General features: G+C 70.9%; 22 protein-coding genes. 8 read left to right on the top strand and 14 right to left on the bottom strand.

Going from position 1 to position 25,275, the window contains the following annotated elements; genetic code table 11:
• Positions 1–123: 123 nt before the first annotated feature.
• From BKK79_RS29395 to BKK79_RS29385, 3 genes are all read left to right on the top strand, one after another.
• Entirely contained in the window at positions 124–1,359 is a 1,236-nt protein-coding gene (locus tag BKK79_RS29395) for a CaiB/BaiF CoA transferase family protein (RefSeq protein ID WP_071021514.1), read from the top strand.
• Positions 1,356–2,183, top strand: a complete 828-nt coding sequence (locus BKK79_RS29390) for a GntR family transcriptional regulator (RefSeq protein ID WP_071039573.1) — start codon at positions 1,356–1,358, stop codon at positions 2,181–2,183. The genes BKK79_RS29395 and BKK79_RS29390 overlap by 4 nt, the downstream gene beginning before the upstream one ends.
• 164 nt (positions 2,184–2,347) lie before the next feature.
• On the top strand, positions 2,348–3,331 hold the full coding sequence (locus BKK79_RS29385) for a tripartite tricarboxylate transporter substrate binding protein (protein WP_071039572.1): 984 nt from the start codon (positions 2,348–2,350) through the stop codon (positions 3,329–3,331).
• 48 nt (positions 3,332–3,379) lie between these two features.
• Here BKK79_RS29385 and BKK79_RS29380 read toward each other — a convergent pair whose 3' ends face one another.
• The 4 genes from BKK79_RS29380 to BKK79_RS29365 are packed head-to-tail and all read right to left on the bottom strand — an operon-like array spanning position 3,380 to position 9,714.
• The gene (locus tag BKK79_RS29380; RefSeq protein ID WP_071021522.1) at positions 3,380–4,981 is read right to left on the bottom strand and encodes a gamma-glutamyltransferase family protein; all 1,602 of its coding nucleotides are present in this window, start codon (positions 4,979–4,981) and stop codon (positions 3,380–3,382) included.
• Between the two features lie 4 nt (positions 4,982–4,985).
• Positions 4,986–7,625, bottom strand: a complete 2,640-nt coding sequence (locus BKK79_RS29375; RefSeq protein ID WP_232346348.1) for a branched-chain amino acid ABC transporter ATP-binding protein/permease — start codon at positions 7,623–7,625, stop codon at positions 4,986–4,988.
• Positions 7,622–8,500, bottom strand: coding sequence for a branched-chain amino acid ABC transporter permease (locus BKK79_RS29370; protein WP_071039571.1), 879 nt, complete (start codon positions 8,498–8,500; stop codon positions 7,622–7,624). The genes BKK79_RS29375 and BKK79_RS29370 overlap by 4 nt, the downstream gene beginning before the upstream one ends.
• A 38-nt stretch (positions 8,501–8,538) precedes the next feature.
• Positions 8,539–9,714, bottom strand: coding sequence for an ABC transporter substrate-binding protein (locus BKK79_RS29365; RefSeq protein ID WP_071021528.1), 1,176 nt, complete (start codon positions 9,712–9,714; stop codon positions 8,539–8,541).
• Between the two features lie 330 nt (positions 9,715–10,044).
• Here BKK79_RS29365 and BKK79_RS29360 point away from each other — a divergent pair, with 330 nt between their 5' ends.
• From BKK79_RS29360 to BKK79_RS29350, 3 genes are read left to right on the top strand one after another with little or no spacing between them, the layout of a single operon-like run.
• The gene (locus BKK79_RS29360; RefSeq protein ID WP_071039570.1) at positions 10,045–11,052 is read left to right on the top strand and encodes a polysaccharide deacetylase family protein; all 1,008 of its coding nucleotides are present in this window, start codon (positions 10,045–10,047) and stop codon (positions 11,050–11,052) included.
• Positions 11,053–11,083: 31 nt separating this feature from the next.
• Positions 11,084–11,839, top strand: a complete 756-nt coding sequence (locus tag BKK79_RS29355; protein WP_231908157.1) for a GntR family transcriptional regulator — start codon at positions 11,084–11,086, stop codon at positions 11,837–11,839.
• A gap of 29 nt (positions 11,840–11,868) precedes the next feature.
• Entirely contained in the window at positions 11,869–12,510 is a 642-nt protein-coding gene (locus tag BKK79_RS29350; protein WP_071039569.1) for a flavin reductase family protein, read from the top strand.
• 62 nt (positions 12,511–12,572) lie between these two features.
• Here the strand turns inward: BKK79_RS29350 and BKK79_RS29345 are convergent, their stop codons facing one another.
• The 3 genes from BKK79_RS29345 to BKK79_RS29335 form a co-directional block, all read right to left on the bottom strand.
• Positions 12,573–13,820 (bottom strand): CaiB/BaiF CoA transferase family protein, encoded by a 1,248-nt coding sequence (locus tag BKK79_RS29345; protein WP_071021536.1) that lies wholly within the window; start codon positions 13,818–13,820, stop codon positions 12,573–12,575.
• A 177-nt stretch (positions 13,821–13,997) separates the two neighbouring features.
• Complete coding sequence (locus tag BKK79_RS29340; protein ID WP_071039568.1) at positions 13,998–14,825, bottom strand: SDR family NAD(P)-dependent oxidoreductase; 828 nt, start codon at positions 14,823–14,825, stop codon at positions 13,998–14,000.
• Positions 14,826–14,870: 45 nt separating this feature from the next.
• Positions 14,871–16,055: a lipid-transfer protein gene (locus tag BKK79_RS29335; protein WP_197524083.1), complete on the bottom strand. Its 1,185-nt coding sequence runs from the start codon at positions 16,053–16,055 to the stop codon at positions 14,871–14,873.
• Between the two features lie 398 nt (positions 16,056–16,453).
• On the opposite strand from BKK79_RS29335, the gene BKK79_RS29330 reads away from it, so the two are divergent.
• On the top strand, positions 16,454–17,083 hold the full coding sequence (locus BKK79_RS29330; protein WP_071039567.1) for a LysE family translocator: 630 nt from the start codon (positions 16,454–16,456) through the stop codon (positions 17,081–17,083).
• Positions 17,084–17,200: 117 nt separating this feature from the next.
• On the opposite strand, the gene BKK79_RS29325 is transcribed toward BKK79_RS29330, so the two are convergent.
• The 4 genes from BKK79_RS29325 to BKK79_RS29310 form a co-directional block, all read right to left on the bottom strand.
• The gene (locus BKK79_RS29325; protein ID WP_071021548.1) at positions 17,201–18,202 is read right to left on the bottom strand and encodes a tripartite tricarboxylate transporter substrate binding protein; all 1,002 of its coding nucleotides are present in this window, start codon (positions 18,200–18,202) and stop codon (positions 17,201–17,203) included.
• Between the two features lie 202 nt (positions 18,203–18,404).
• Positions 18,405–19,571, bottom strand: coding sequence for an acyl-CoA dehydrogenase family protein (locus tag BKK79_RS29320; protein ID WP_071021551.1), 1,167 nt, complete (start codon positions 19,569–19,571; stop codon positions 18,405–18,407).
• Positions 19,568–20,806 (bottom strand): CaiB/BaiF CoA transferase family protein, encoded by a 1,239-nt coding sequence (locus BKK79_RS29315; protein ID WP_071021553.1) that lies wholly within the window; start codon positions 20,804–20,806, stop codon positions 19,568–19,570. Before BKK79_RS29315 ends, BKK79_RS29320 begins: the two co-directional genes overlap by 4 nt.
• Positions 20,807–20,818: 12 nt before the next feature.
• Complete coding sequence (locus BKK79_RS29310; protein WP_198173339.1) at positions 20,819–21,622, bottom strand: enoyl-CoA hydratase/isomerase family protein; 804 nt, start codon at positions 21,620–21,622, stop codon at positions 20,819–20,821.
• 134 nt (positions 21,623–21,756) lie between these two features.
• Between BKK79_RS29310 and BKK79_RS29305 the strand changes: the two genes are divergently transcribed.
• Entirely contained in the window at positions 21,757–22,650 is an 894-nt protein-coding gene (locus BKK79_RS29305) for an IclR family transcriptional regulator (protein ID WP_084085319.1), read from the top strand.
• Between the two features lie 121 nt (positions 22,651–22,771).
• Here the strand turns inward: BKK79_RS29305 and BKK79_RS29300 are convergent, their stop codons facing one another.
• The 3 genes from BKK79_RS29300 to BKK79_RS29290 form a co-directional block, all read right to left on the bottom strand.
• Entirely contained in the window at positions 22,772–23,278 is a 507-nt protein-coding gene (locus BKK79_RS29300) for a hypothetical protein (RefSeq protein WP_071040433.1), read from the bottom strand.
• 95 nt (positions 23,279–23,373) lie between these two features.
• The gene (locus BKK79_RS29295; RefSeq protein WP_071021556.1) at positions 23,374–23,739 is read right to left on the bottom strand and encodes a hypothetical protein; all 366 of its coding nucleotides are present in this window, start codon (positions 23,737–23,739) and stop codon (positions 23,374–23,376) included.
• Positions 23,740–23,845: 106 nt separating this feature from the next.
• Complete coding sequence (locus tag BKK79_RS29290; protein WP_442873307.1) at positions 23,846–25,255, bottom strand: Do family serine endopeptidase; 1,410 nt, start codon at positions 25,253–25,255, stop codon at positions 23,846–23,848.
• Between the last annotated feature and the right edge of the window lie 20 nt (positions 25,256–25,275).

Raw genomic sequence — 25,275 nt, 5'->3', positions numbered from 1 at the left:
ACTGCGGCGCATCCACGCATTGAGCGACACCGGCTTTTCTCCTATAGTTCCAAACATAGAACTAAAGAACGAAGACCGGCCGGCAGCCTGTTCGGGCGCACGGCCCCGAGGAGCGCGCAAGCCATGGAGCAAGCACGACAGGAGGAGAACGCCGGCCCGCTGGCCGGCGTCAAGGTGGTGGACATCACCTCGGTGTTCATGGGCCCGTCGGCCACGCAGATGCTGGCCGACCTGGGTGCCGACGTGATCAAGGTGGAACCGCCCGGCGGCGACAGCACGCGCGCCATCGGCCCCTGCGGCGACCGCAAGCTCGGCCCGCTCTTCCTCGGCCTGAACCGCAACAAGCGCAGCATCGTGCTGGACCTGAAGGCCCCGGCCGGGCGCGAGGCGCTGCTGCGGCTGGCCACGGAGGCGGACGTGCTGGCCTACAACGTGCGCCCCCAGGCCATGGAGCGCCTGGGCCTGGGCTACGACACGCTGGCGCAGCTCAACCCGCGCCTGGTCTATGTCGGCATGTTCGGCTTCTCGCAGCGCGGCCGCTACGCGCCCCAGGCCGCCTTCGACGACCTGATCCAGGCCGCCACCGGCCTGCCGCAGGCGGTCGCGGCGGGCACCGGCGGCCTGCCGCGCTACCTGCCGATCACCATCGCCGACCGCTCGGTGGGACTCTATGCCTTCGGCGTGATCAGCGCCGCTCTGTACGCGCAGGCCCGCACCGGCAAAGGCCAGCGCGTCGACGTGCCGATGTTCGAGACCATGGTGCCCTACGTGATGGGCGACCACCTGTACGGCGAAACCTTCGTGCCGCCCCAGGGCGGCTTCGGCTATCCGCGCCTGCTGTCGCCGGAACGCCGCCCCTACCGCACGCTGGACGGCCATGTCTGCTGCCTGATCTACCACGACCACCACTGGCGCACCTTCCTCAAGGTGATCGGCCGGCCGGAACTCTACGACAGCGACCCGCGCTTCGCCAGCATCACCACGCGCACCGCCCACATCACCGAGCTGTACGCGCTGGTCAGCGACGAGATGGCCAAGCGCACCACGGAGGAATGGCGCACGCTGCTGGAAGAAGCCGACATCCCGGTGTTCCCCATGCACACCTTCGAGTCGCTGCTCGACGATCCGCACCTGGACGACATCGGCTTCTTCCGCGAGACCGAACACCCCGCCGTGGGCCGCATCCGCGAGATGGCGGTGCCCAGCGAATGGCATGGCACGCCGCCGCTGCGGCGCCGCCATGCGCCGTCCCTGGGCGAGCATAGCCGCGAGATCCTGCGCGAGGCCGGCTACGACGACGCCGCCATCGACGCGCTGGTGGCGGCAGGCATCTCGCGCGACGGCGCCGCGCAAGCGTGAAGTCCGCACGCACCGCCGCCCCGGCCGCGCGCGGCCGGGCCTTTGCCGACGATGGCGGCAGCGGCGGCGTCACGCGCTATCGCCAGCTCGCCAGCGTGCTGCGCCACAAGATCGTCGCCGGCGAATACTCGGTCGGCGCGCGCCTGCCCACCGTGGAGGCGCTGGCGCAAACCTACGGCATCGCCAAGGTGACGGTGCGCCAGGCCTTCGCGCTGCTCGCCGAGGAGGGCCTGGTGAGCAGCCGGCGCGGACTCGGCACCCACGTCCTGCAAGGACCGCCGGGGCCGGATGCGCGGCTGCGCTCGGCCATCAACGACGAATCCGCCGATGGCGCCGATGGCGCCGGCTTCCAGATCCGCGTGCTCGACAAGCGCAAGGACGCCAGCCTGCCACCCGAGCTGGGCCGGCACGGCAGGCCGCTGGAGCGCTATGTGATGGTGCGCAAGCTGCATATCCATGATGGCGCGCCGTTCTGCCTGATCGAGATGTACATCGCCGCCCCGGTGTTCGCCCGCTTCCCGCGCGGCAGCGAGAAGCGGCACAAGCTGGTGCACCTGCTGCGCCGCGTCGCCGGCGAGCGCCTGGCCGTGATGCACCAGACCCTGACGGTCGAGCCCGCCGACCACGTGCTGGTGCGCGAGCTCGGCTATGGCTTCGGCGCCCCCGTGGCCAGGATGGTGCGCACCGCGCGCGACATCGACGGCGACATCCTGATGGCCGGCTTCTTCTGGTACCGCGGCGACCGCTTCGTGCTCGACATGGAGCTGCCGGCCAGGCTGACCGAGCACTATCCGGCGCTGGCGATCCCGGCGAGCCGCGGCTAGCCGCTGGCCGCTGGCCGTTATCGATCAGCCGCTGGCGGCCAGCCGCCAGCCGATCGCCGGCAAGCGCCGGCACGACCGGGAGACGACGCCCCCTGGCGCGAGCCAGCACGTGCCGCCTCCCCGCCAAGATGCCGCGAAGGCACGAGAAGAGAAGAGGAGACAAGATGAACGAGCGAATCGAACGGCGCCGCTTTCTCGCCCTGCTGCCGCTGCTGGCCGCGGCGGCGGCGGCGCCACGGCCGGCGCGCGCGGCCGGCTATCCGGAGCGGCCCCTGCGCGTGCTGGTGCCGTTCCCGCCGGGCAGCGGCACCGACGACAGCGCGCGCTATGTCGCGCAGAGCCTGACGGCGCAGACCGGCCAGCCGGTGGTGGTCGACAACCGTCCCGGCGCCAGCGGCATCATCGCCGCCAAGGCGGCCGCCGCCTCGCCCGCGGACGGCTACACCCTGTTCATCACCACCAACACCACGCATGCGGCCAATGCCTCGCTGTTCCGCACGCTGCCCTACGATCCCGTCAAGGACTTCGCGCCGGTCTCGCTGATCGCCCGCAGCGGGCTGGTGCTGGTGGTGCCGGCCGATAGCCCGGTGCGCACGGTGGCTGACCTGAGCGCGCTCGCCAAGGCGCGGGCGGGCAAGCTGACCTTCGCCAGCGGCAGTTCCTCGACCCGCATCGCCGGCGAACTCTACAAGATGATGAGCGGTGCGCCGGCCGAGCACATTCCCTACAAGGGCGTGCCCCAGGCCCTGACCGACCTGATGGGGCACCAGGTCGACTTCATGGTCTCCGACATCTCGCCGGCCCGGCCCCTGATCCAGGGCGGCAAGCTGCGCGCCGTCGCCGTCACCACCGCCCGGCGCCATCCGCTCTTCCCAGAGGTGCCGACCATGGCCGAAAGCGGCCTGCCCGGCTATGAGATGACCGCCTGGGTGGCCGCCTTCTTTCCCGCGGCCACGCCCCCGGCCCTGGTGGCGCGCATGAACGCGCTGATCCGCCAGGCACTGGCGGCCCCGGCCACGATCGAGCATTTCGGCCGCACCGGCGGCGAGGCCGTGCCGTCCACGCCGGACGAACTGGCAGCCTTCGTGCGCAGCGAGACGCTCAAGTGGGCGCGGGTGATCCAGGCTGCCGGCATCGAGCCGGAGTGAGCCAGGCTCGCTGAACGAAGCCGCCCCGGCGGGTCCGGCGGGCCAGCGCTACAGGCCCATCGCCACCCCGTCGCTGCGCGGGTCGTGGGCGCCGCGGCAATGCCGCCCGTCGGCATCGATGGCGATCACGCCCGGGTGCCCGGCCAGCGGGCTCTGCGCCGGGATCTCGCTGATCTCGTGGCCCCGCGCCGCCAGTTCCGCCATCACCTGCGCGCCGGCGTCGGCCTCCAGCTTGAGGCTGTCGCGCGCATCGGAAAAGGTGCGCCCGAGCAGGAAACGGGGCCGCGCCAGCGCGCTCAGCGGATCCATGCCGTAGTCGATCAGGCGCGTCAGCACGGCCGCAAGGGTCTGCGGCTGGCCATCGGCACCCTGCGTGCCGTACAGCAGGCGCGGCCGGCCCTCGCGCAGGTACATGCCTGGATTCAAGGTATGGAAGGGCCGCTTACCCGGGCCGATCGCGTTGTGGTGCGCCGGATCGGTGTGGAAGGCCGCGCCGCGGTTGTGCCACAGGATGCCGGTATCGCCCGCCACCACCCCGCTGCCCCAGTCGAAGTAGATGGTCTGCAGCACGCTGGCGCAGCGGCCCTGGCGATCGACCGCCGCCAGGTAGACGGTATCTCCATGCTGGTAGACATGCGGCCAAGACAACGCGCGCTGCGGGTCGATGCGGCGTGCCATGGCATCAAGCCGCGCCGGGCTCAGCATGTCCGCCACCGGCACCTCGGCGAAGTCGGGATCGGCGACATAGCGGTTGCGCTCGATGAAGGCCTCCTTCACCGCCTCCACCAGCAGGTGGTAGTAGTCGGCACTGCCTTCGGCGAGCGCGGCCACGTCGAAGCGCTCCAGCACACCGAGGATCTGCAGCGTGGTCACGCCCTGCGTCGGCGGCGGCAGGCTGAGCAGTTCGCCGCCGCGGTAGGAAACGCGCAGCGGCGCGGCCTCGCGCGCCGCGGTGGCGGCGAGGTCGGCCCGCGTCAGGGGCGAGCCGGCGGCGCGCAGGCCGGCGACAATGCGCGCGGCCAGTTCACCCTCGTAGAACTCGCGCGCGCCATGGGTGGCGATGCGCTCCAGGCTGCGCCCGAGCGCCGGCTGGCGCAGGCGGCTGCCGACCGCCGGCAGGCTGCCATGCGGCAGGAAGGTGTCGGCAAAGCCCGCCCAGCCGGCCAGTTCCTGGCGGCGGAAGGACTGCCAGAAGTGCTGCGAGGGCGTCAGCGCAAAACCTTCGTGCGCATAGTCGATGGCGCGCCGGAACAGCTCGCTCCAGCCCAGGCGGCCGCCCCATTCGCCGGCCACGGCGTAGGCCCGGGCCCAGGTGTCGACGGTGGCGGCGCTGGTCAAGGCGGCGGCACCGCCGCGCTGGGGAATCGCGCCATCGAAGGCCGGCAGCGCCGCGGCCGCCTGGCCGATGCCCGACAGGCCGCGCACCTGGCCGGCTCCGTCGCTCAAGAGCCAGAAGGCATCGCCGCCCAGTCCGGTGAAATGCGGATAGGTGACCGCGAGCGTGGCGCCGATGGCGATGGCGGCCTCGATGGCATTGCCGCCGGCGCGCAGCACCTCGAGCCCGGCCTCGCTGGCCAGCGCGTGCGGGCTGGTGACCATGCCGGCCGAGGACTCGGCCAGCGCGGAGTTGGCAGGAGACAGGCATGCCATGGTGTCACGCTCCGCCGAGATAGGCCTGCGCCAGCGACGGGTCGCTCGCCAACTGCCCGGCCGGGCCGCTGGCCACCACCCGCCCCTCCTCCAGCACATAGGCGCGGTCGGCCAGCGACAGCGCCAGCGCGGCCATCTGGTCCACCAGCAGGATGGTGATGGCCGATTCGCGCAGGTGATCCAGCGAGGCGAACAGCTCCTCGATGATCTTCGGCGCCAGGCCCAGCGAGGGCTCGTCCAGCAGCAGCACCTTGGGCCGCGACATCAGGCCGCGCGCGACCGCCAGCATCTGCTGCTCGCCGCCCGACAGCAACCCGGCGCGCTGGTGCTGGCGCTCGCGCAGACGCGGAAAGCGGGCGAACATCGCTTCCACGCGCCGCATCGTCTCGGCGCGCGGCAGGCGCCCCGAGGGAAAGGCACCCAGGCGCAGGTTGTCGAGCACGGACAATTCCGGGAACACTTGCCGTCCCTCCGGCACCAGGACGACGCCCAGCGCCGCCACGCGCGCGGCGTCCAGCCGCGCCAGGTCCGTGCCGTCGAACGTGATGCCGCCCGCCACCGGGCGGTGCAGGCCGGCCAGCGCGCGCATCAGCGTCGACTTGCCGGCACCGTTGGCTCCGAGCAGCGCCACCATCTCGCCCTCGCGCACCTGCAGGTCCACCTCGTGCAGCACCGGCGCGGCGCCATAGCCGGTACGCAGCGCGCTGACGCCGAGCGCCTCGCGCGGCGGCGCACCCTCGCCCGTGCCGGCACGCCGCGCGCGCGCCGGCACGCCGCCGGTATCGCCCAGGTAGGCGCGGCGTACCACCGGATCGGCGCGCACGTCCTGCGGCGTGCCCACGGCCAGGCGCTGGCCGGCGTCGATCACCACGATGCCGTCGGATACGTCCATCACCAGCGACATATCGTGCTCGACCAGCCCGACCGCTACGCCGCTGCCGGCGATCGCGCGCAGCAGGCGGCCGAGCGCCACCTTGTCCTCGCGCGACAGGCCCGCGGCCGGCTCGTCGAGCAGCAGCACGGCCGGGCGCGTGGCCAGCGCCCGCGCGATCTCCACCAGGCGGCGGTCGATGTGGGGCAGGTCGGCCGCGCGCACGTCGGGGTCGCCGGTGTAGCCGCAGGCCAGCAGCAGCCCGCGGGCCCGCTCGCGCACCACCGCCGAGGTGAAGCCGGTGACCCCGAGCAGGCTGCCCAGGCGGCCGCCGGACAGCGCGATGGCCACGTTGTCGGCAGCGCTCATGCCGGCGAACAGCTGCGTGGTCTGGTAGGTCCGCGCGATACCGTGGCGCGCGCTGTGGCAGGCACCGCGCGCCGGCAGCGCGCGTTCGCCCAGCCAGCGCTGGCCAGCGCTCGGGCGGTAGTAGCCGGAGAGCATGTTCAGCACGGTCGACTTGCCGGCGCCGTTGGGGCCGATCAGGCTGGTCACCCGGCCGGGCGGCAGTTCGAACGACAGCGCATCCACCGCGCGCACGCCGCCGAACACCATCGACAATCCCCGCGCCGCCAGCCCCGCGCGCTCGGCCGGTGGCCGTACGGGCAGGCGGCTGGCGGCGGCGGCATCGGCGCGGCCGCCTCCGGGCCAGGCCTTCGGGCGCCGCCGCAGCCGCCCCAGCAGGACGCCGGCGACACCGGCCACACCCACCGGCGCCACCCACAGCACCACCAGCAGCAGCAGGCCGAAGCACAACAGGCGCAGATTCTCCAGGCTGGACAGCAGTTCCGGCAGCAGGCCCACCACCAGGGCGCCGACCAACGGCCCGGCCACCGTGCCGGCGCCGCCGATCATCACCACCAGCACGAACAGGATCGATTGCAGGAAGGAGAACATGCCCGGCGTGACCATGCCCTGCAGCGGCGCGTACAACCCGCCGGCCAGGCCCGCCAGCGCCGCCGAGACGGCGAAGGCGACTGTCTTGACCACCAGCGGATCGATGCCGATCGAGGCCGCCGCGGTCTCGCTGTCGCGCACCGCCCGCATGGCCGCGCCCCAGCTTCCGCGCGCCATGCGGGCATAGGCGGCGAGCGCCAGGCCCAGCACCAGCAGCGCGAGCAGCGCCACGCTGCGTTCGCCGCCGCCGAGGCCCGGCAGCGCCGGCTGGGCGATGCCCATCAGGCCGTTCTGGCCGCCCGTCAGCGCGCGCCACTCGACCGCGCCGTGCTCGACGATGAAGCCGAAGGCGATGGTCACCATGGCCAGGCCCGGCCCCTTGACGCGCAGCGCCGGCAAGGCCAGCAAGGCACCGAGCGCGCCCGCCAGCAGCGCGGCGGCCGGCCATGCCGCCCAGAAGCTCCAGCCCGCCTGGCCGGTCAGGATGGCCACGGTGTAGGCCCCGATCGCATAGAAGCCGACGTGGCCGAACGACACCTGCCCGCTCAGGCCGAGCAGCAGGTTCAGGCCCACGCCGCAGATCGCCAGCAAGGCCACCCCGGCGATCACGAAGACGAAGTAGCCGTTCAGCGACAACGCCAGCGCCGCGGCGGCCAGCAGCAGGGCCACCACGGCCGCCACCTGCGCCGCAGACCCCAGGCCGAGCAGCGGCGCGCCGCGCCGGGCGGCAGACGATGCCACCGGCGGCACCGCGGCGGAAGGCGGAGACGAGGGAGACGAGGGAGACGAAGGGGAAGACAGCATCGGATCGCTCATACCTTGCGCACCTCCGCACGCCCGAACAGGCCGTCCGGCCGCAGCGCCAGCAGCGCGATCACCAGCGCGAAGGTGATGATCTGGGTGTAGCTGGAGCCGAGCCAGGCGGTCACCAGCGCCTCGGCCAGGCCGAGCAGCAGGCCGGCCGCCATCACGCCCCAGGCGCTCGACAGGCCGCCCAGGATGGCCACGGCGAAAGCCTTGAGGCCGAACACCGTGCCCATGTCGGCCTGCACGTTGAACAGCGGCGCGATCAGCACGCCGGCCACGCCCGCCAGCAGCGTCGACAGCGCGAAGGCGCCGGCCACGGTGCGCCGGATGGGGATGGCCATCAGGCGCGCGGCGTCGCGGTTCTGCACCACCGCCAGCATGGCGACGCCCCAGCGCGAACGGCGCAGCGCCCAGTGCAGCAGCCCGGCCAGCGCCAGCCCCACCACGGGGATCACCAGCTGCAGCGGATAGACGCCGACGCCGGTGGCGCCGAGCTGCAGCGATTGCGTGGCCAGCGGGGACGGCAGGCTGCGCGGCTCGCTGCCGAAGGCCAGCAGCACCACGTTGTCGAGCACGATGCCCAGTGCCACCGTGGCCATCAGCCAGGCATCGGAGCCGCGGCTGGCGAACGGCCGCACCGCCAGGAACTCGACCGCCAGCCCGTACAGCGCGCACAGCGCCAGGGCCAGCAGCATGGCCAGCGGCATCGGCCAGCCAAGCGTCTGCGCGAAGGTGTAGGTCAGCACCGCCCCCAGCATCATCGAGCTGCCCTGGGCGAAGTTGACGGTGGCGGACACCGCGTGGGTGAGATGGAAGCCCAGCGCCATCAGCCCGTACATGCTGCCCAGGCCGAGCCCGCTGATCAGGGCGGAAATCCAAAGCATGGAGAAACCTCGTCGCTGCCGGAAGCGGCCGGCCTGCCTTACCTGCCCACCGGCACGATACGGTTGTCGATGAACTGCGCCCATACGTAGTCGTTCTCCGACAGCGCGTCGTGGGCCTGCGGCGTGAAGGGCTTCACATAGGTCTTGATCAGGCCTTCGTAGCGGTCGATCTTGTAGAAGCCCTCGCGCACCGCATCGCCCTGCGTGCTGCCGGCGCGGGCGATGGCCAGTGCCGCCAGCCGGGTCGCGTCATAGGCGTTGGCCACGCCCACGGCAGGCGTGATGTCGTCCGGGCCCTTGATGTCACCGTACCTGGCCTTCAGCTCGGCCACCACGCGCGTGCTGACCGGGGTCTGCGGCCCGAAGAAGCTGTAGGTCTGCACGAAGTGCACGTTTCTGGCATTGGGGCCGGCCAGCTCGGTGAAGCGGCCGCCCGCCGGGCCCCAGTGCGAGACCACCGGCACCTTCCAGCCCATGCGGTCGAGCGATTTCACCACCTGCGCCGACGGGCCCACGTTGCCCACCAGCAACAGCACATCGGCGCCGGCGGCCTTGAGCCGGCCGAGCTGCGGCACCACGTCGACATCGCTGGCCTCGAACTTCTCCACCCCGGCGGGCTTGGCGCCCTTGGCCGCCAGCGCTGCCACGATGCCCTTCTCGTTCGACTCGCCCCACGGGTTGTTGACCAGGATCAGGCCTGGCCGGCTCGCGCCGAAAGCCTTCTGTGCGTACTGCAGCATGGCCTTGTCGACCACCTCGTCGACCGCCGAGACACGGAAGGCATAGTTGGGATTGGCGCCGTTGCGGGTGATCGCGGTACCGGCGGCCCACGGGCCCATGAAGGGCACCTTCTCCTGGTTGGCGATCGGCACGATCGCCATCGACACCGGCGTGTCGAGGCCGCCGAACAGCACCGCGACCTTCTCCTTGTAGATCAGCTCGCGCGCAGCCAGCACGCCCTTGGCGGGATTGCCCTCGTCGTCGCGCCGCACCAGTTCGAGCCTGCGGCCGCCGAGCAGGCCGCCCTTGGCGTTGATCTCGTCGATGGCGACCGTCATGCCGCGCGTCAGCGCCTCGCCGGCACGGGCGGACTGGCCGGACAGCGCGGTGATCAGGCCGATCTTGATCGGCTCGGCCGCCTGCGCCCGCAAGGCAGGCAGCACACAGGCCGCGGCGGCGGCAAGCAAGAGGGCACGGCGTTGGGGACGGGGCATGGGGTTCTCCGGAGGCGTCTGCACGATGAGTGGATGCGGCAGGACGGCAGGCGCCGCCCTGGTACAGGCCCATCGATTGCAAGAGCCATGCCAATCTGCACGCGAAACGGAAACTGATCAGATGACGATCTCTACGGCTATATGCAGACGATCTGGCCTGCTTTTTGCGAACGATCTGACATCGTTCCGGATTGCGATGCGCGGCCAGGCTCTTGCACGAGCGCGGTGCGCGGCGCCGCAAGTCGGGGCAGGCGTTCCCCGCAATGGTTCCGCCCACCCCGCCGGACCCCGACACCCTGCAAGCGAAGAAAGGAAGAAAGGCAAACGTCCATGACGCACCATCCGAGTCCGCCGGCGACACCACAACCACATGCCGCACCCGCACCCGCACCGCAGTTCGGCCCGCTGCGCAGCCACGGCCGCTTTCCCTACCGCCCGATCACAGACGCCGATGCCTTCCGCTGGCCTGGCGGCGCCCGCCTGGCGGTCTACCTGGGCTTCAATATCGAGCACTTCGCCTTCGGCGAGGGCCTGGGTGCCAGCCTGGGCCCCGTGTCGCCCCAGCCGGACGTGCTCAACTACAGCTGGCGCGAATACGGCAACCGGGTCGGCGTGTGGCGCTGCCTGGAGCTGTTCGACCAGTTCGCCATGCCGGCCGGCGTGCTGCTGAACACCGCGCTGTACGATCACTGCCCCGAGGTGCTCGATGCCTGCCTGGCGCGCGGCGATGAACTGATCGGCCATGGCCATACCAATGCCTGCCGCCAGAGCGAACTCGACGAAGCCGGCGAGCGCGCGCTGCTGCGCCACTGCCGTGAGCGCATCCGCGCGCACAGCGGGCAGGCCCCGGCAGGCTGGCTGTCGCCCTGGATCTCGGAGACGACGGCCACACCGGACCTGTTGGCCGAATGCGGCTACCGCTACACGCTGAACTGGTGCCACGACGACCGGCCGGTGCCGATGCAGACCCGCGGCGGTCCGCTGTGGGCCATTCCCTACCCACAGGAACTCAACGACATCCCCATGATCGTGGCGCGCCAACTCGACGGCGCGGCCTTCGCCGACATGATCATCGACCACTTCGACGAGATGCTGGCGCAGGCCGGCCATGCCCGCCATCCGCAGCCGCTGGTGATGGGCATCGCGCTGCATCCCTACCTGGTCGGCCAGCCTTACCGCCTGCGCCACCTGCGCCGCGCACTGGCGCACATCGCCGCGCACCGCGACCGCGGCGACATCTGGATGACCACGCCCGGCGCCATCTGCGCCGCCATGGAGGCCCAGCCGCCGGCGCAGGACGCGGGCGCACCGTTCACTGCCCTGGCCGCGTCACGCTAACATCATGGCCATCGATTGCCCGCTCGCTCCCATGCCCTCCTCCCCCGTGAAGAAGACCCGCGCCGCACAGCAGGCGCCCGCCGCCGAACAAGCGGAAACGGAGGCGCGCGACGCCGACGCGCGCATCTACCAGACCATTTTCGACGGCGTCCTCAATCACCGCCTGGTGCCCGGCACCAAGCTGCCGGAGCCGGAGCTGTGCCAGTTGTTCGGCGTCGGCCGCGCCGTGGTGCGGCGCGTGCTGGAAAAGCTCGCCCACGACGGCATCGTGGCGCTGCGCCCCAACAAGGGCGCGGTGATCGCCGAGCCGACGCCCGAGGAAACCCGCCAGATCTTCGAAGCCCGCCGCGCCATGGAACGGGTGCTGGTGGAATTGGCCGTGTCGCGCGTGAACGCGGACGACCTGCGCGAGCTGCGCCGGCAGCTCGACGAGGAACACGACGCCATGCACCGCTTCGACCAGCCTTCCTGGGCGCGGCTGGCCAGCGGCTTCCACCTGCGCATCGCCGCGCTGGCGCGCAACCCGGTGCTGCAGCGCTATCTGACCGAACTGGTCTCGCGCTGCTCGCTGATCGTCGGCCTCTACGAGCCGCCCGGGCACGCCCCCTGCGAACATGATGAGCATGCCGCCATCGTCGCCGCCATCGAAGCTGGTGACGCTGCCGGCGCGGTGGCACGGATGGAGGCCCACCTGCTCGAACTCGAGCAGCGGATCGAAACCTCGCGCATGAAGGGCGAGAAGAGCCTGGCCCAGATGCTGGGCCTGCCGCAGCAGGGCAAGCAGTAGGCACGTGCCGGCCACGCACGGGAAACCCCATGGAAATCGATTTCAGCACCCTGACCGAGTACCAGCGCTACAAGCTGATGGCGAGCCTGATCGTGCCGCGCCCGATCGCGCTGGTCACCACGCTCGGCGCCGACGGCACGGCCAATGCCGCGCCCTTCTCCATGTTCAACATGCTGGGGGAGGAGCCGCCGATCGTCATGATCAGCGTCAATCGCCTGGCCGACGGCTCGCTCAAGGACACGGCGGCCAATATCGTGCGCAGCGGCGAATTCGTCGTGCACCTGAGCGACGAAGCGATGGCGGACAAGATGCACCAGTGCGGCGAGCGGCTGCCGCCGCACGTCAGCGAGCTGGCGCGCGCGGGACTGACGCCGGCCCCCTGCGCGCAGGTGGCGCCGCCGCGCATCGCCGAGGCGCCGGTGGCCTTCGAATGCACGCTGTGGGAAACGCTGGAGACCGCCAGCCGGCAGATCTTCATCGGGCGCGTGCTGCACCTGCATGCGCGCGACGGCCTGATCGACACCGAGCGCTGGCGCGTGCGCCTGCAGGACTACTTCCCGGTCGGTCGCTTCGGCGCCAGCTTCTACGTGACCACGCGCGACCGCTTCTCGCTGGAGCGGGATGCGGACGCCGGCGTGGCCAGCCTGTCGACAGCGATCGATGAGATGTAGGGCGCGCGGCGCCGCATGGACCGACGCACGGACCGACGCCAAGGCGGTCCGCAAGCGGGCCCTCAGGCGCCCGCCTGGCCCTCCGGCAGCGTCAGCACGCCGCGCGCCTGCAGGTCCTGCAATTGCGCGTCGCTCAGCGACAGCAGTTGCTGCAGCACCGCGCGCGTGCCCTCGCCCAGCGTCGGCGGCGCGCTGCGGATCGGCAGGCGCTGGCCGTCCAGCCGGTACGGCGGCGCGAACACGTGCGTGCTGCCCGCCACCGGATGCGGCATCTCGCGCAGCAGGCCGCCGCGGCGCGTGCGCTCGCTGGTCAGCGCCTCGTGCAGCCCCGCCACCTTGCCGCAGGGGATGCCGCAGGCCGACATGCGCTCCAGCAGCACGTCGCGGGCGAAGCCGCGGATCACGCCGGTGATCAGCGGTGTCAGCGTCTCACGGTTCCGGGCCCGCTCCACGTTGGTGGCATAGCGCGGGTCCTCGACGATGTCGGGGCGCTCGACCACCTGGCGGCAGAATTTCTCGAACTGGCTGTTGTTGCCCACCGCGATGATCAGCGGACCGTCCGCGGCATCGAACATGCCGTAGGGAACGATGGACGGGTGGGCATTGCCATAGCGCGCCGGATCGCGGCCCAGCAGCATGGCATCGAGGCCGTAATAGCCGGTCACCATGACGCCGCAGTCGTACAGCGCCATCTCGATCAGGCGGCCCTTGCCGGTGCGCTCGCGGCGGAACAGCGCCGCCAGCACGGCCTGCGCGGCGTACATGCCGGTCATCAGGTCCACCACCGCCACGCCGAACTTCAGCGGCGGCTGGCTGGCCTCGCCGTTCAGCGCCATCAGGCCGGCCTCGCCCTGGATGACCAGGTCGTAGCCCGGCCGCTTGGCCTCCGGGCCGCTGCTGTCGTAGCCCGACACCGCGCAGTAGATCAGCTCCGGCTTGATCGCCTTGAGCTGCGCGTAGCCCAGGCCCAGCTTCTCGGCGCCGCCGGTCTTGAAGTTGTGGATCACCACGTCGAACTGCGGCAGCAGGTCATAGACGATCTGCACGCCTTCCGGGCTCTGCAGGTCCAGCGTGATCGACCGCTTGTTGCGGTTCATGCTGTTGTAGTAGGTGGTCTCGGTCTTGCCGATGCGCATGCCCCAGTCACGCGTATCGTCGCCGCGGCCGGGGTGCTCGACCTTGATCACCTCGGCGCCGAAGTCGGCCAGCACCTGGCCGCACAGCGGCCCCGCGAACACGCGCGACAGGTCGAGTACACGCACGCCTTCCAGCGGGAAGTCGAGATCCTGGGATTGCTCTTGGTTCGTCACTGCTTGTCTCCGTAGTGCTTTGCGAGGCAGGTGTGTCCCCGCTGTGCAGGCGGTAGTCTAGCCGAGACAGCGCAGCGCGGAAGGCCGGATGCCGTTTTTCGTTCTGCATGGCAGAAGAGCAATTCCACCAGGCGCGACCAGCTGCCGGTGTGACCCGGCGGCAGGTCGCCGCCGCGCTCACGGGCGGCCGCCGCCGCAGACCAGCACCTGGCCGCTGACGTAGTTGGACTCCGGGATGCAGAACATGTAGACCGCGCCGGCCGCCTCCTCCGGCGTGCCCCCGCGCCCCAGCGGGATCAGCGCCTCGGCATTCTTGAGCACCTGCGGGTTGACGCCCACCTTGATCTGCTGGCCGGCGATGTCGATGCTGGCATCGGCGTCGGCCGCGGCCTCGGTCAGGCGCGTCATGATCAGGCCGAAGGCGACGCTGTTGACATTGACCTTGTAGCGCCCCCATTCCTTGGCCATGGCCCGGGTCAGGCCGTTGATGCCGGCCTTGGCGGCGGCGTAGTTGGCCTGCCCCGCGTTGCCGTACACGCCCGAGGTGGAGGAGATGTTCACGACCTTGCGGAACACCGGCCGGCCAGCCTCGGCCTCGCGCTTGGCGGCCTCGCGGATGAAGCCGGAGGCGGCGCGCAGGATGCGGAACGGCGCGGTCAGGTGCACCGCGAGCATGGCTTCCCACTGCTCGTCGCTCATCTTCTGCACCACGTTGTCCCAGGTGTAGCCGGCATTGTTGACGATGATGTCGAGCCCGCCGAAGCTGTCCAGCGCCTGCTTGACGAAGCGGTCGGCGAAGCCGGCCTCGGTCACGCTGCCGACGCAGGCCACCGCCTCGCCGCCGGCCGCGCGGATGTCGGCGACGGTCTGTTCCGCGGGTGCCGCGTCGAGGTCGTTGATCACCACGCGCGCGCCTTCGCTGGCGAGCTTGAGAGCGATCTCGCGGCCGATGCCGCGTCCGGAGCCGGAAACCAGCGCCACCTTGCCTTCGAGTTTGCGAGTCATCGTTGCCTCCTGTCCTTGTCGTCTGTGTCGATCATCACGCCGCCCTCACGCTGCCTGGTACAGCGTGACCACGCAGGCGCCGCCCAGGCCGAGGTTGTGCTGCAGCGCGTTGCGCGCGCCCGCCACCTGGCGCTGGTCGGCCTGGCCGCGCAGCTGCCACACCAGTTCGGCGCATTGCGCCAGGCCGGTGGCGCCGAGCGGATGCCCCTTGGACAGCAGCCCGCCCGAGGGATTGGTCACCACGCGGCCGCCGTAGGTGTTGTCGCCGTCGACGATGAACTTCTCCGCCGTGCCTTCCGGCGTCAGGCCGAGCGCCTCGTAGGTGATCAGCTCGTTGGCGCTGAAGCAGTCGTGCAGCTCCACCACGTCGAGATCCTCCGGTCCCACGCCGGCGGCCTCGTAGACCTGGCGCGCGGCCGCGGCCGTCATGTCGTAGCCCACCACCTTGCGCATGTCGCCGCTGTCGAAGGTGCTCGGCGTATCGGTGGTCATGGCCTGGGCCGCGATCACCACGCGACGGTCCAGGCCGTGCTTGCGCGCGAACGGCTCCGAGCAGACGATGGCGGCGGCCGCGCCGCAGGTCGGCGGGCAGCACTGGTAGCGCGTCAGCGGGCCGAACACCGTGGGCGAGGCCATCACCTCCTCCAGCGTCAGCGTCTGGCGGAACACCGCCAGCGGATTGCGCGCCGCGTGCTGGCGCGCCTTGACCGAGATGCGGCCGAAGGTGTCGGCACGGATGCCGTACTGCTCGATGTAGTCCTGCCCCGCGCCGCCGAAGAACTGCGCCGCGCGCGGCGCGTCCGGCTGGTAGCCCTGCTGCGCGGTCATGGTGTCGACGAAGCGCGCCATCGGCGAGGGCCGGTCGTCGTAGGCGCCCTTGAGCGCGCCCGGCACCATCTGCTCGAAGCCGAGCGCGATCGCGCACTCCACCAGGCCGCTCTCCACCGCCTGGCGCGCCAGGAACAGCGCGCTGGAGCCGCTGGAACAGTTGTTGTTGAGGTTGAAGACGGGAATGCCGGTCAGCCCGACGCCGTAGATGGCGGCTTGTCCGGCGGTGGAGTCGCCGTAGACATAGCCGACATAGGCCTGCTGCACATGCTGGTAGTCGACGCCCGCGTCCTCCAGCGCCAGCCGCGCCGCCCGCGCGCCCATGACGTGGTAGGGATCGCAGGCACCCGGCTTGGTGAAGGGAATCATGCCGACGCCGACGACGTGGACGGCGCGTTTCATCTGGGTCATCGAGGGTCTCCTGTGCTGGCGGCCGGCGACGGGACCGTGCCGCGTCGGGCCGCCTCCGGCACCGCGCCGGCCGGCCGGCCCACGCGATGCAGTGTGCGCCGGGGGCGCGGCGTCGCCAATCGCCGATTGGGACAAAAACATTGGCAGAAACAATCAGGCCGGGGCGGCGCCGGTGCTGGCCCGCCGCGCCGCGCCGCGGTCGCCCGCCATCGACGCCCCCTCCGCTGTCCGAACGACGCCGCAGCCTGCCCCCCGCGCCGGGGTGCCCCGTGGCGCACCTCAGCGCAATCCGCACCGAGCGCGCATAATGCGTCGTCCAAAGCAACCGCGCCGGCCCGCAACGGGCGGCGCCAGCCGCTCGCCGGCTGACCGCTCAACAAGGGATCTTCATGATGGAAGTGTCGTGGTCTGTCTTCATCCTCACCTCTCTGCTGGTGATCGCCACGCCGGGCCAGGACATGGTGCTGGTGATGTCGCGCACGCTGGCGCGCGGCACACGGGCCGGCCTCGTCACGGCGGCCGGCGTCAGCGTCGGCCTCATCGGTCACACCATTCTCGCCACGCTGGGCCTGGGCGCCATCCTGCAGGCGTCCGAATGGCTGTTCACCGCGCTCAAGCTGGTCGGCGCCGCCTACCTGCTCTATCTCGGCATCGGGCTGCTGCGATCGTCCGGCACCCTGGAAGTGACGGCGGATGCCGGTCGCGCGCACTCGCCGCTGCGCACCTTCGCGCAAGGCGCGATGTCCAATCTTTCCAACCCCAAGGTGGCGATCTTCTACCTGGCCTTCCTGCCGCAGTTCGTGCATGCGGACGCCGCCCATCCGACCCTCGGCGTCTTCGCGCTGGGCCTCGTCTTCGCGTGCCTGACCTTCCTGGTCAAGGGGCCGGTGGCCTTGTCCGCCGGACTGCTGTCGAACTGGATCCGGCGCAATCCGCGCTTCCTGACCGGCCTGCACCGCACCAGCGGCGTGGTGATGATCGGGCTCGGGCTGAAGCTGGCCTTCGAGCGCCGCAACTGAGGAAGCACCAAGGGCAAGCCGCACGCGCATGGCGCCTGCGGCTCCCTTCCCCTGCGCCGGCGCCCGGCGGGCCGCAGCTGGCGGCCCCCGGGCATCCGCGCTCAAGCCGGTGCGCCGTTACTGCAGTTCGATCTTCGCAATCGATGCCAGGCGCTTCCAGCGCGCGATCTCCGTCTTCTGGTACTCCCGCAGTTCCGCCGGGGTGGACAGGATCAGCGAGGTCGACTGGCGCTGGTAGTAGGCCTTGACCTCCGCGCTGGCGCCCGCCTGCGCGAACAGCTCTCCCAGCCGTTGCGCGACGGCCGGCGGCGTCCTGGCGGAGACCGCCGCGGCGACCCAGTTGTAGGCGAGAAAATCGGGGATCCCCGCTTCGGGGGCGCTCGGCACCTCGGGCAGCAGCGGCGAGCGTTGCGGCGCGGTGTAGGCCAGCGCGCGCAGCCGGCCCGCCTTGACCAGCTCGATCGCGCCACTGGCATCCACCACGGCGAAATCGACGCTCGCTGCCATGACGCCGTTGATGGCATCTCCGGCCCCCTTGTACGGCACGCCGGTGGTCTTCATATGGCTCTGCTCGTTGAGCCATTCGCTGTACAGGGTGTACGACACCGACCCGGTGCCGTAGTTGAGCGCGCCGGGCCGCTTGTGCGCGTCGTCCACCAGCTCCTTGAGCGAGTGGTAGGGCGAGTTCGCCGGCACGATGATCAGGCACGGGCCGCGCGACAGCAGCGTGATCGGCGTGAAATCGGTGAGCGGATCGTAGGGCAGCTTGCGGAAGGTGGCGGCATTGGTGGACAGCGTCGAGTTGCTGCCGATGAATACCGTGTAGCCGTCGGCGGGAGCGCCGAGCAGCGTCTGCACGCCGATGAAGCCGTTGCCGCCGGGCTTGTTCTCGACCACCACGCCCTGCCCGCTCAGCTCGCCGATCTTCTTGGCGAAGACGCGTGCCGTCATATCGGTGCCGCTGCCCGACGGAAACGGCACGATGAAGCGGATGGGACGGCTGGGGAATGCCGGGGCCTGCGCCGCCGCCGGGGCGGGCAGCCCGGCGAAGCCGGCCGCGCAGGTGATGCCGGCCGCGATGACGAAGCGGCGGCGCGATGCGTTGTCGATGGTGCTCATCTTGTCTCCTGTGTCTTGCTTATGTCCTGCTTATGTCCTGCTTATGTCCTGCTTATGTCCTGCTTATGTCCTGCTTATGTCCTGCTTATGTCCTGCTTATGTCCTGCTTATGTCCTGCTGATGTCCTGCCTATGCCTTGCCTGCGGCGCTGTGCCCCGCCTGCCGCTCCGTCCTCCGGCGAGGCAGCTCCCGGCCGCAGCCGTCAGCGCTTGAGCCCGAGCAGGTCGCGGGCGATCACCCAGCGGTGCACTTCGGACGGGCCTTCATAGATGCGCATCAGGCGCGTTTCGTTGGCCATCTGCTGCAGCGGCATCTCCTTGGTCATGCCCATGGCGCCGAACGTCTGCATCGCGCGGTCGATCACATCCCATGCCATCTCGGTGGCGAACACCTTGATCATCGAGACCTGGGTGCGCGCTTCGTCGCCGCCATCGATGCGCGCCGCGGCCTCGTAGGTCATCAGGCGGCAGGCGTGGATGCGCGTGGCGGCGTCCGCCACCCACCACTGGATGGCCTGCCGTTCCGCCAGGGGCGCGCCGAAGGTGCGGCGCTGCAGCGCGTACTCGCACATCATGTCGAGCGCGCGCTGCGCCCGCCCGATGCACCAGGCCGCCATCTGGACGCGCCGGCTGGACAGCCGCGCCTGCATCGGCCCGAAGCCCTGTCCTTCCACGCCGAGCAGCTGCGCGGACGGCAGGCGGCAATCCTCCAGCACCACCTCATAGGTGGAGGCACCACCGATCATCGCGATACGGCGTTCCACCTTGAATCCCGGCGTGCCGCGATCGACCAGGAAGGCGGAGATGCCGCCGCGCGCACCGCGCGCCTTGTCGGTGACCGCCATGACGATGGTCCAGTCGGCGCGCGCGGCGCGGCTGATCCAGATCTTGCGGCCATTGAGCACCCAGTCGTCGCCGTCCCGCTCCGCGCGCGTGCTCATCATGGCCGGGTCGCCGCCCGCGCCCGGTTCGGAGATGGCGATGGCCGACACCGTTTCGCCGCGCGCATAGGGCTCCAGGTAGCGCGCGCGCTGCCCGGCGTTCGCGCTCCGCAGCAGCATGCGCAGGTTGGGCGAATCGGGCGGCAGGTCGTACGGCGTGATGGTCTTGCCAAGCTCCTCGTTGACCCCGACCATCGCCACCACCGGCAGGTCCGCGCCGCCCAGTTCGGCCGGTGCATCGAGGCCCCACAGACCCAGCTCGCGCGACAGCCGGTCGAGCCTGTCCTGGTCGTGCTGCAGCAGCGTCAGCTGGCCGCTCTCCGCCTCCCGGGCCAGCGCGCCGGCCTCCAGCGGGATCAGTTCCTCGCGCACGAAACGTGCGACAAGGTCCTTCAGCATCTGGTGCTCTTCTGCAAGTGCGAAATTCACGAACGTTCTCCTCTCTCGTCGGTATCGTCCCGGACCGTCCCCCGCGTGCCGGCGAGCCGGGCGATCTCGCCCGGCTCCAGCCCCGCTTCGCGGAGGACCTCTTCGGTATGCTCGCCCAGCGTGGGCGCGTGGCGGCGCAGCGCCAGCGGCGTGGCCGAGAAGCGCGCCGTGGGGCGCATTTCGCGCAAGGGCCCCTCGGTGGGATGGGTCGTCTTCTCGAACAGTCCCACCGCCTGCAGGTGCGGATGCGCGGGCAGGTCGTCCGGCGCGTAGATCGGCGTGGCCGGGATGTCGAGCGACTCGAACAACGCCATCCAGGCCGACGTGGTGCGCGTGGGCGTGATCTCGCCCAGGTGGCGGTACAGGTCGCGGATATGGGCATTGCGCTGCGCGCGGCTGTCGATGCGGTAGGCCTCGGCCAGGTCGTCGCGCCCCACCGCATGGAAGAATGCCTTCCAGTGGCGCCCGGTGTAGGGCAGCGCGCAGAGCCACCCGTCGGCGGTCTGCACGGGCCGCCGGCCGCCCTGCAGCAGGCGCGCGTATCCGGCGGGCCCGGCAGCCGGATCGAAGGTCAGGCCGGCCAGGTGCTCGGCCATCACGAAGCTGGCCATCGTTTCGAGCATCGGCACCTCCACCGACTGGCCCTGGCCGTGCCGCTCCCGGTGCAGCAGCGCGGCCAGCACGGCATTGGCCAGCACGATGCCGGTGGTCTTGTCGGCGATCAGGCTCGGCACGTACTCCGGGCGGCCGCCCGACGAGCCCAGCGCCACCAGTCCGCAGGCCGCCTGGATGATGTCGTCGAAGGCCGGCTTGTCGCGGTGCGGGCCGTCCTGCCCGAAGCCGGTGGCGACGCAGTACACGATGCGCGGGTTGATCGCTGCCACCGCGGCATAGCCGAAGCCCAGCCGCTCGATGGCGGCGACGCGCATATTGTGGACCAGCACGTCGGCCCCCTCGATCAGGCGCCGCAGGGCTGCCGCGCCCGCCTCGCGCTTGAGGTCGAGCACCACCGAGCGCTTGTTGCGGTTGAGCGCGAGATAGATCGAGCTCATGCCCTCGCTGCGCGACACGCCATTGGCGCGCATGAGATCGCCCTCGGGCCCTTCGATCTTGATGACGTCGGCACCGAGGTCGGCCAGGGCCTGCGTGGCCAGGGGGCCGAGCACCACCGAGGTCAGGTCCAGCACGCGGATGCCGTCGAGCGGTCCGGCGCAGGCCGCATTCTTCGTTTGCATGCGGTGGCTCCCTCAACGGCGCTGGAACAGCGGTGCACGGCGCTCCGCCATGGCCGCCACGCCCTCGCGGAAATCGGCGGTGGCGAACTGCACGCGCTGGATCTCCAGCTCGCGCCGGTTCGCCGCGACGACGCGCTCGGCCAGCCCGAGCCGCAAGGTCTCGCGCGTGCTCTCGACGGCGAGCGGGGCGGACGCCGCGATTTCGTGTGCCAGCGCGGTCGCGCGGGACAGGACCTCGCCCTGGTCGACCAGGGCATCGGCGAGGCCGATGCGCACCGCTTCCGCGCCATCGATGCGGCGGCCCGTATAGAACAACAGCGCCGCCTGCTGCTCGCCGACCAGGCGCGGCAGCGTCACGCTCATGCCGAAGCCGGGATGGAAGCCGAGCCGGTTGAAGTTGGCGCTGAAGCGCGCCGCGCGGCAGGTGACGCGGAAATCGGCCAGCAGCGCCAGGCCGAGGCCCGCGCCGATGGCGGCGCCTTCGACCGCCGCCACGATCGGCTTGCGGCTGCGGTAGAGCTTCATGGCCTGTTCGTAGAACGCCGACGGATCGCGTGAGACATCCGAAGCGCCCGAAGCGCCCGAAGCGCCGGCCTGTGCCGTGCCGCTGAAGTCCGCGCCGGCGCAGAAGGTGCCCACGCCCGACGCCAGCACGATGGCGCGGCAGCTCTCCTCTTCGTCGAGACAGAACAGTGCCTCGGCAAGCCGGCGCATGAGATCGGCGTCGACGAAGTTGTGGGGGGGACGGGAAAGCTCGATGCGCGCGACATGCTGGTCGCGTGTCACGCTGAGATCGGGGGAAGATGCCAAGGCCATGGCGTAGCGCTCCGGGGAACAAGGACGCGCACAGTATTCGCCGCTACGTGTCACTGCGCTACACTGCAATTTCGGATACCGAAATTGCTCACGACCCAGGCATCCCGCATCGCACCACGCCGAACCGTCTCCCCATGCCTGCCCCGCGCCGCCGGACCCTTGCTGCCCCTTCCCCTGCTCCCCGCCCCGCCACGGCGGCGGAAGCCGCCGCGGTCGCGCCCTCCAGCCGCGCGCTGACACAGCGCACCGGCAGCTTTACGCGGCAGACCGACGGCAGCCAGTCGCTGGAGCGTGGCCTGCGCCTGCTGCGCGCGTTCCGGGTGGGGTCATCGAGCCTGAGCAACGCGGAGTTGGCGGCGCGCACGGGCCTGCCGCGGCCGACGGTCAGCCGGCTGACGCGCTCCCTGGTGGACGGCGGCTTCCTGCTCTACGACACCACGGAGCGCGCCTACCGCCTGGCGGTCGTGGTCGTCAGCCTGGCCGATGCCTTCCACCACGCCACCGTGGTGCCGGCCGTCGCGCTGCCGCTGATGCACGAGATCGCTGACGCCGAGAAGGTCAACGTGGGCCTGGCCGTGCCCGACCAGACCGCGATGGTCTACCTGGCCGCGGTACGCCACAGCGTCGACAGCGTGTCGCGCACGCGCCGCGTCGAGCCGGGCACGAGGGTGCCGATCGAGCAGACGTCGATCGGCATGGCATGGCTGGCCGCCGTGCCGCCGGCGGTGCGCGGCGCGATCCTGGAGCGCATCGCCGAGAAGGCCGGCGACGCCTGGCCGGCGGTCGAGCGGGAGCTGAGCCGTGGTATCGCCCAGGCACAGTCGCTCGGATACTGCACGGCCGACTACCAGCCGGGACACCTCACCGCCGTCGGCGCGGCGTTCCGCGGTCCTGACCAGCTGTGGTACGGGCTCAATATCAGCTTTCCGCCCAAGCCCGGCGGCAAGCGCGCGGTATCACGGTATGCGTCGCTGCTGCTCGGCCTGATCGGGAAGATCCAGTCCGCATGCGGCTCGGCGGGCGCTTGAGAAATCGAGAAATCGAGGGATAGAGGGATAGAGGGCTGGTGTCCGGCATCACGGCGTCGTTGGCTCGGCCGGCCCAAGGCATCGCCCGCACGACGCGGTGGATGCCTGCATCGATCTGCCCTCAGCCGCGCCGGCCGATCTTGCCGAAGCCGCTGTCGGCCCAGCGGCCGGCACTCTCGCGCGTCAGGCGGAAATCGGCAGGCACCTTGACGCTCGCGATCACATCGCCATAGGGGTCGACGGCGGTCAGCGTGCCGAAGGGCTCGTACTCATCGGGCGTGACGGCGAGCCTGACGCTCACGGTTCCCGCTTCGGTCTCGATCTGGCACTGCTTGTTGAGGCGGGCATGCAATTGCTGCTCATGGCGCCGGATGACCTCGCTGGCGGTCTTGACCAGCGTCTGGAAGGCCGCTGCATCCAGCGGCTTCGGGTCGACCTTGTTGCGCCCCATGGTCCAGGGGCCGACCAGCGCCGGCTCGGCGCTGCCGTCCTGGATCATCTCGACCGCCCATCCGTCGCCATCCTCGTTCTTGATGACGCGGGCGGTCCAGCCTTTGTCCTGCCAAAGCCGGGGCTGGTGGATTGCGGAGACCTCCTCCGCTGCGGAAGAGTCGTCGGAATGGTGCATCAGGGGCATCAATCTGCCAGGTAGCGGTCGGGAAACCCGCTAGGATACCGCACCGGGCAGCGGCTACCGGGCAGCGGGATCTCGCCGCCGGGGCATCAGCCGGGTGGCTGGTCGTCCGCCGATTCCTGCAGCAGGTGCCCGTAGGCGTCGATTTCCTTCTGCGCCCGTGCCAGGCTTTCCGAAATCCTCTCCGGCGTCACTTCGCCGTCGATGAACTCGACCGATACCCGATACACGCGCGCATCCTTGTCGACAATCCCTTGCAGGACCTTGTCGAACAGCTTTTCCCCGGCCTTCAGGCCCAATGCCCGTGGCACCAGCACCTTGACCAGCAGGATTTCCTGGTCGCCGGACCCCTCCGCCGCCTCGGCCAGCGCGGTTTTCAGATGCCCCTTCAGCTTCAGGACGCTCAGGTCACCGGGTATCGCCACATGCGCGACGCGAATCGATTTCTTGGCCATGCCGCTTGATCTTGCGCTTGCTCTTGCGCTTGCGCTTGCTTGAACGTGTTGTCGAAGGACGGAATATACCGCACGGAAGCGCCGTGCCGGCGGCCGGCATCCCCGCTCAGCCCAGGTCGAGCGGCAGGTACAGCCGCGTCCGGCCGCGCTGGATCAGCAGGGCGGCGTTGCCACCCGCCTGCCGCAGTTGTTCGGCGAACTGCTCCAGCGTCGCCACCGGGCGCGCGTTGAGCGACAGCACGATGTCGCCCGGTGCGATCCCGTCGCGCGCGGCGCGCCCGCTGACCTGCTGGATCAGCAGCCCGTGGTCGACGCCGACGCGCTGCTGCTCGCGCGGCGTCAGCGGCCGCAGTGTCATGCCCAGCCACTGCGGCGTCGGCGCGCCCGGCGCGCTGCCGGCCGGGCTTTCCAGGGCTCCCACGACGGCCTTCACCTGGCTGGCAGCGCCTCCGCGCCAGACCTGCAGATCGACCTGGCGGCCGGGCCGGATCCTGGCCACGGTCGCCAGCAGGTCGGCGGCATCCCGCACGGACGCGCCGTCGACCGCCAGCACCACGTCGCCGGCCTGCAGGCCGGCCGCCGCGGCCGGGCCACCCGCCTGCACCGCGCTGATCAATGCCCCGTCCGGCTTCGCCAGCCCGAAGGAGCGCGCCAGGGCCTGCGTCACCTCCTGCACCGTCACGCCCAGTTGGCCGCGGCTGACCTTGCCGGTGCCGAGCAGCTGTGCCTTGACGTCCATGGCCACGTCGATCGGTATCGCGAACGACAGGCCCTGGTAGCCTCCCGTCCTCGAATAGATCGCCGAATTGATGGCGATCACGCGGCCGTCCAGGTCGAACAGCGGCCCGCCCGAACTGCCCGGGTTGATCGGCACATCGGTCTGCAGGAAGGGGATGCCGGACTCGCCGGGCAGCGAACGCGCCTTGGCGCTGACGATGCCGCTCGTGACCGAGTTGGCGAAGCCGTAAGGCGAACCGATCGCCATCACCCAGTCGCCGACCTCGGTGCTGCCGGCGCTGCCCGCCACCACCACCGGCAGGTGGTCCGCATCGATCTTCAGCAGCGCCACGTCCGACAGCGCGTCGCCGCCGACGACCTTGGCCTTGAACTCGCGCTTGTCGGTCAGCTTGACCGTCACCGCATCGGCGTCGCCGACCACGTGGCGGTTGGTCAGGATGTAGCCGTCGGCGCTGACGATGAAGCCCGAGCCCAGGCTGACCTCCTCGCGGTTGCCGATGACGCGGCGCGCCAGGAACGGGGCCAGCGGATGGCCGGGTTCGATGCCGGGGGGCAGCTGGATGCCCACCTGCGCCACTTCACGCGTGACGCCGATGTTCACCACGGCGGGGCCGTAGCGCCTGGCCAGCGCGGCAAAGTTCGGCAAGGCGGGCGCCACTTCATGGGCGGCCGCGGGCGCGAAGCCGCCCGCCGCGGCCAGGGCCAGCGCCGTCGCCCAGGCCGCCGCCAGCGCTGCGGCGCCGCCTGCCGGCCCGCCGTCCCTCTTCCTTCGCCGCATCATCGTGCCCGCTCCCGCGC

Origin of the sequence: Cupriavidus sp. USMAA2-4, assembly GCF_001854305.1 — a bacterium.
Classification (GTDB): domain Bacteria; phylum Pseudomonadota; class Gammaproteobacteria; order Burkholderiales; family Burkholderiaceae; genus Cupriavidus; species Cupriavidus malaysiensis.
Note: the sequence above shows the minus strand (reverse complement) of the source record. Positions and strands in the feature narration are given on the sequence as shown.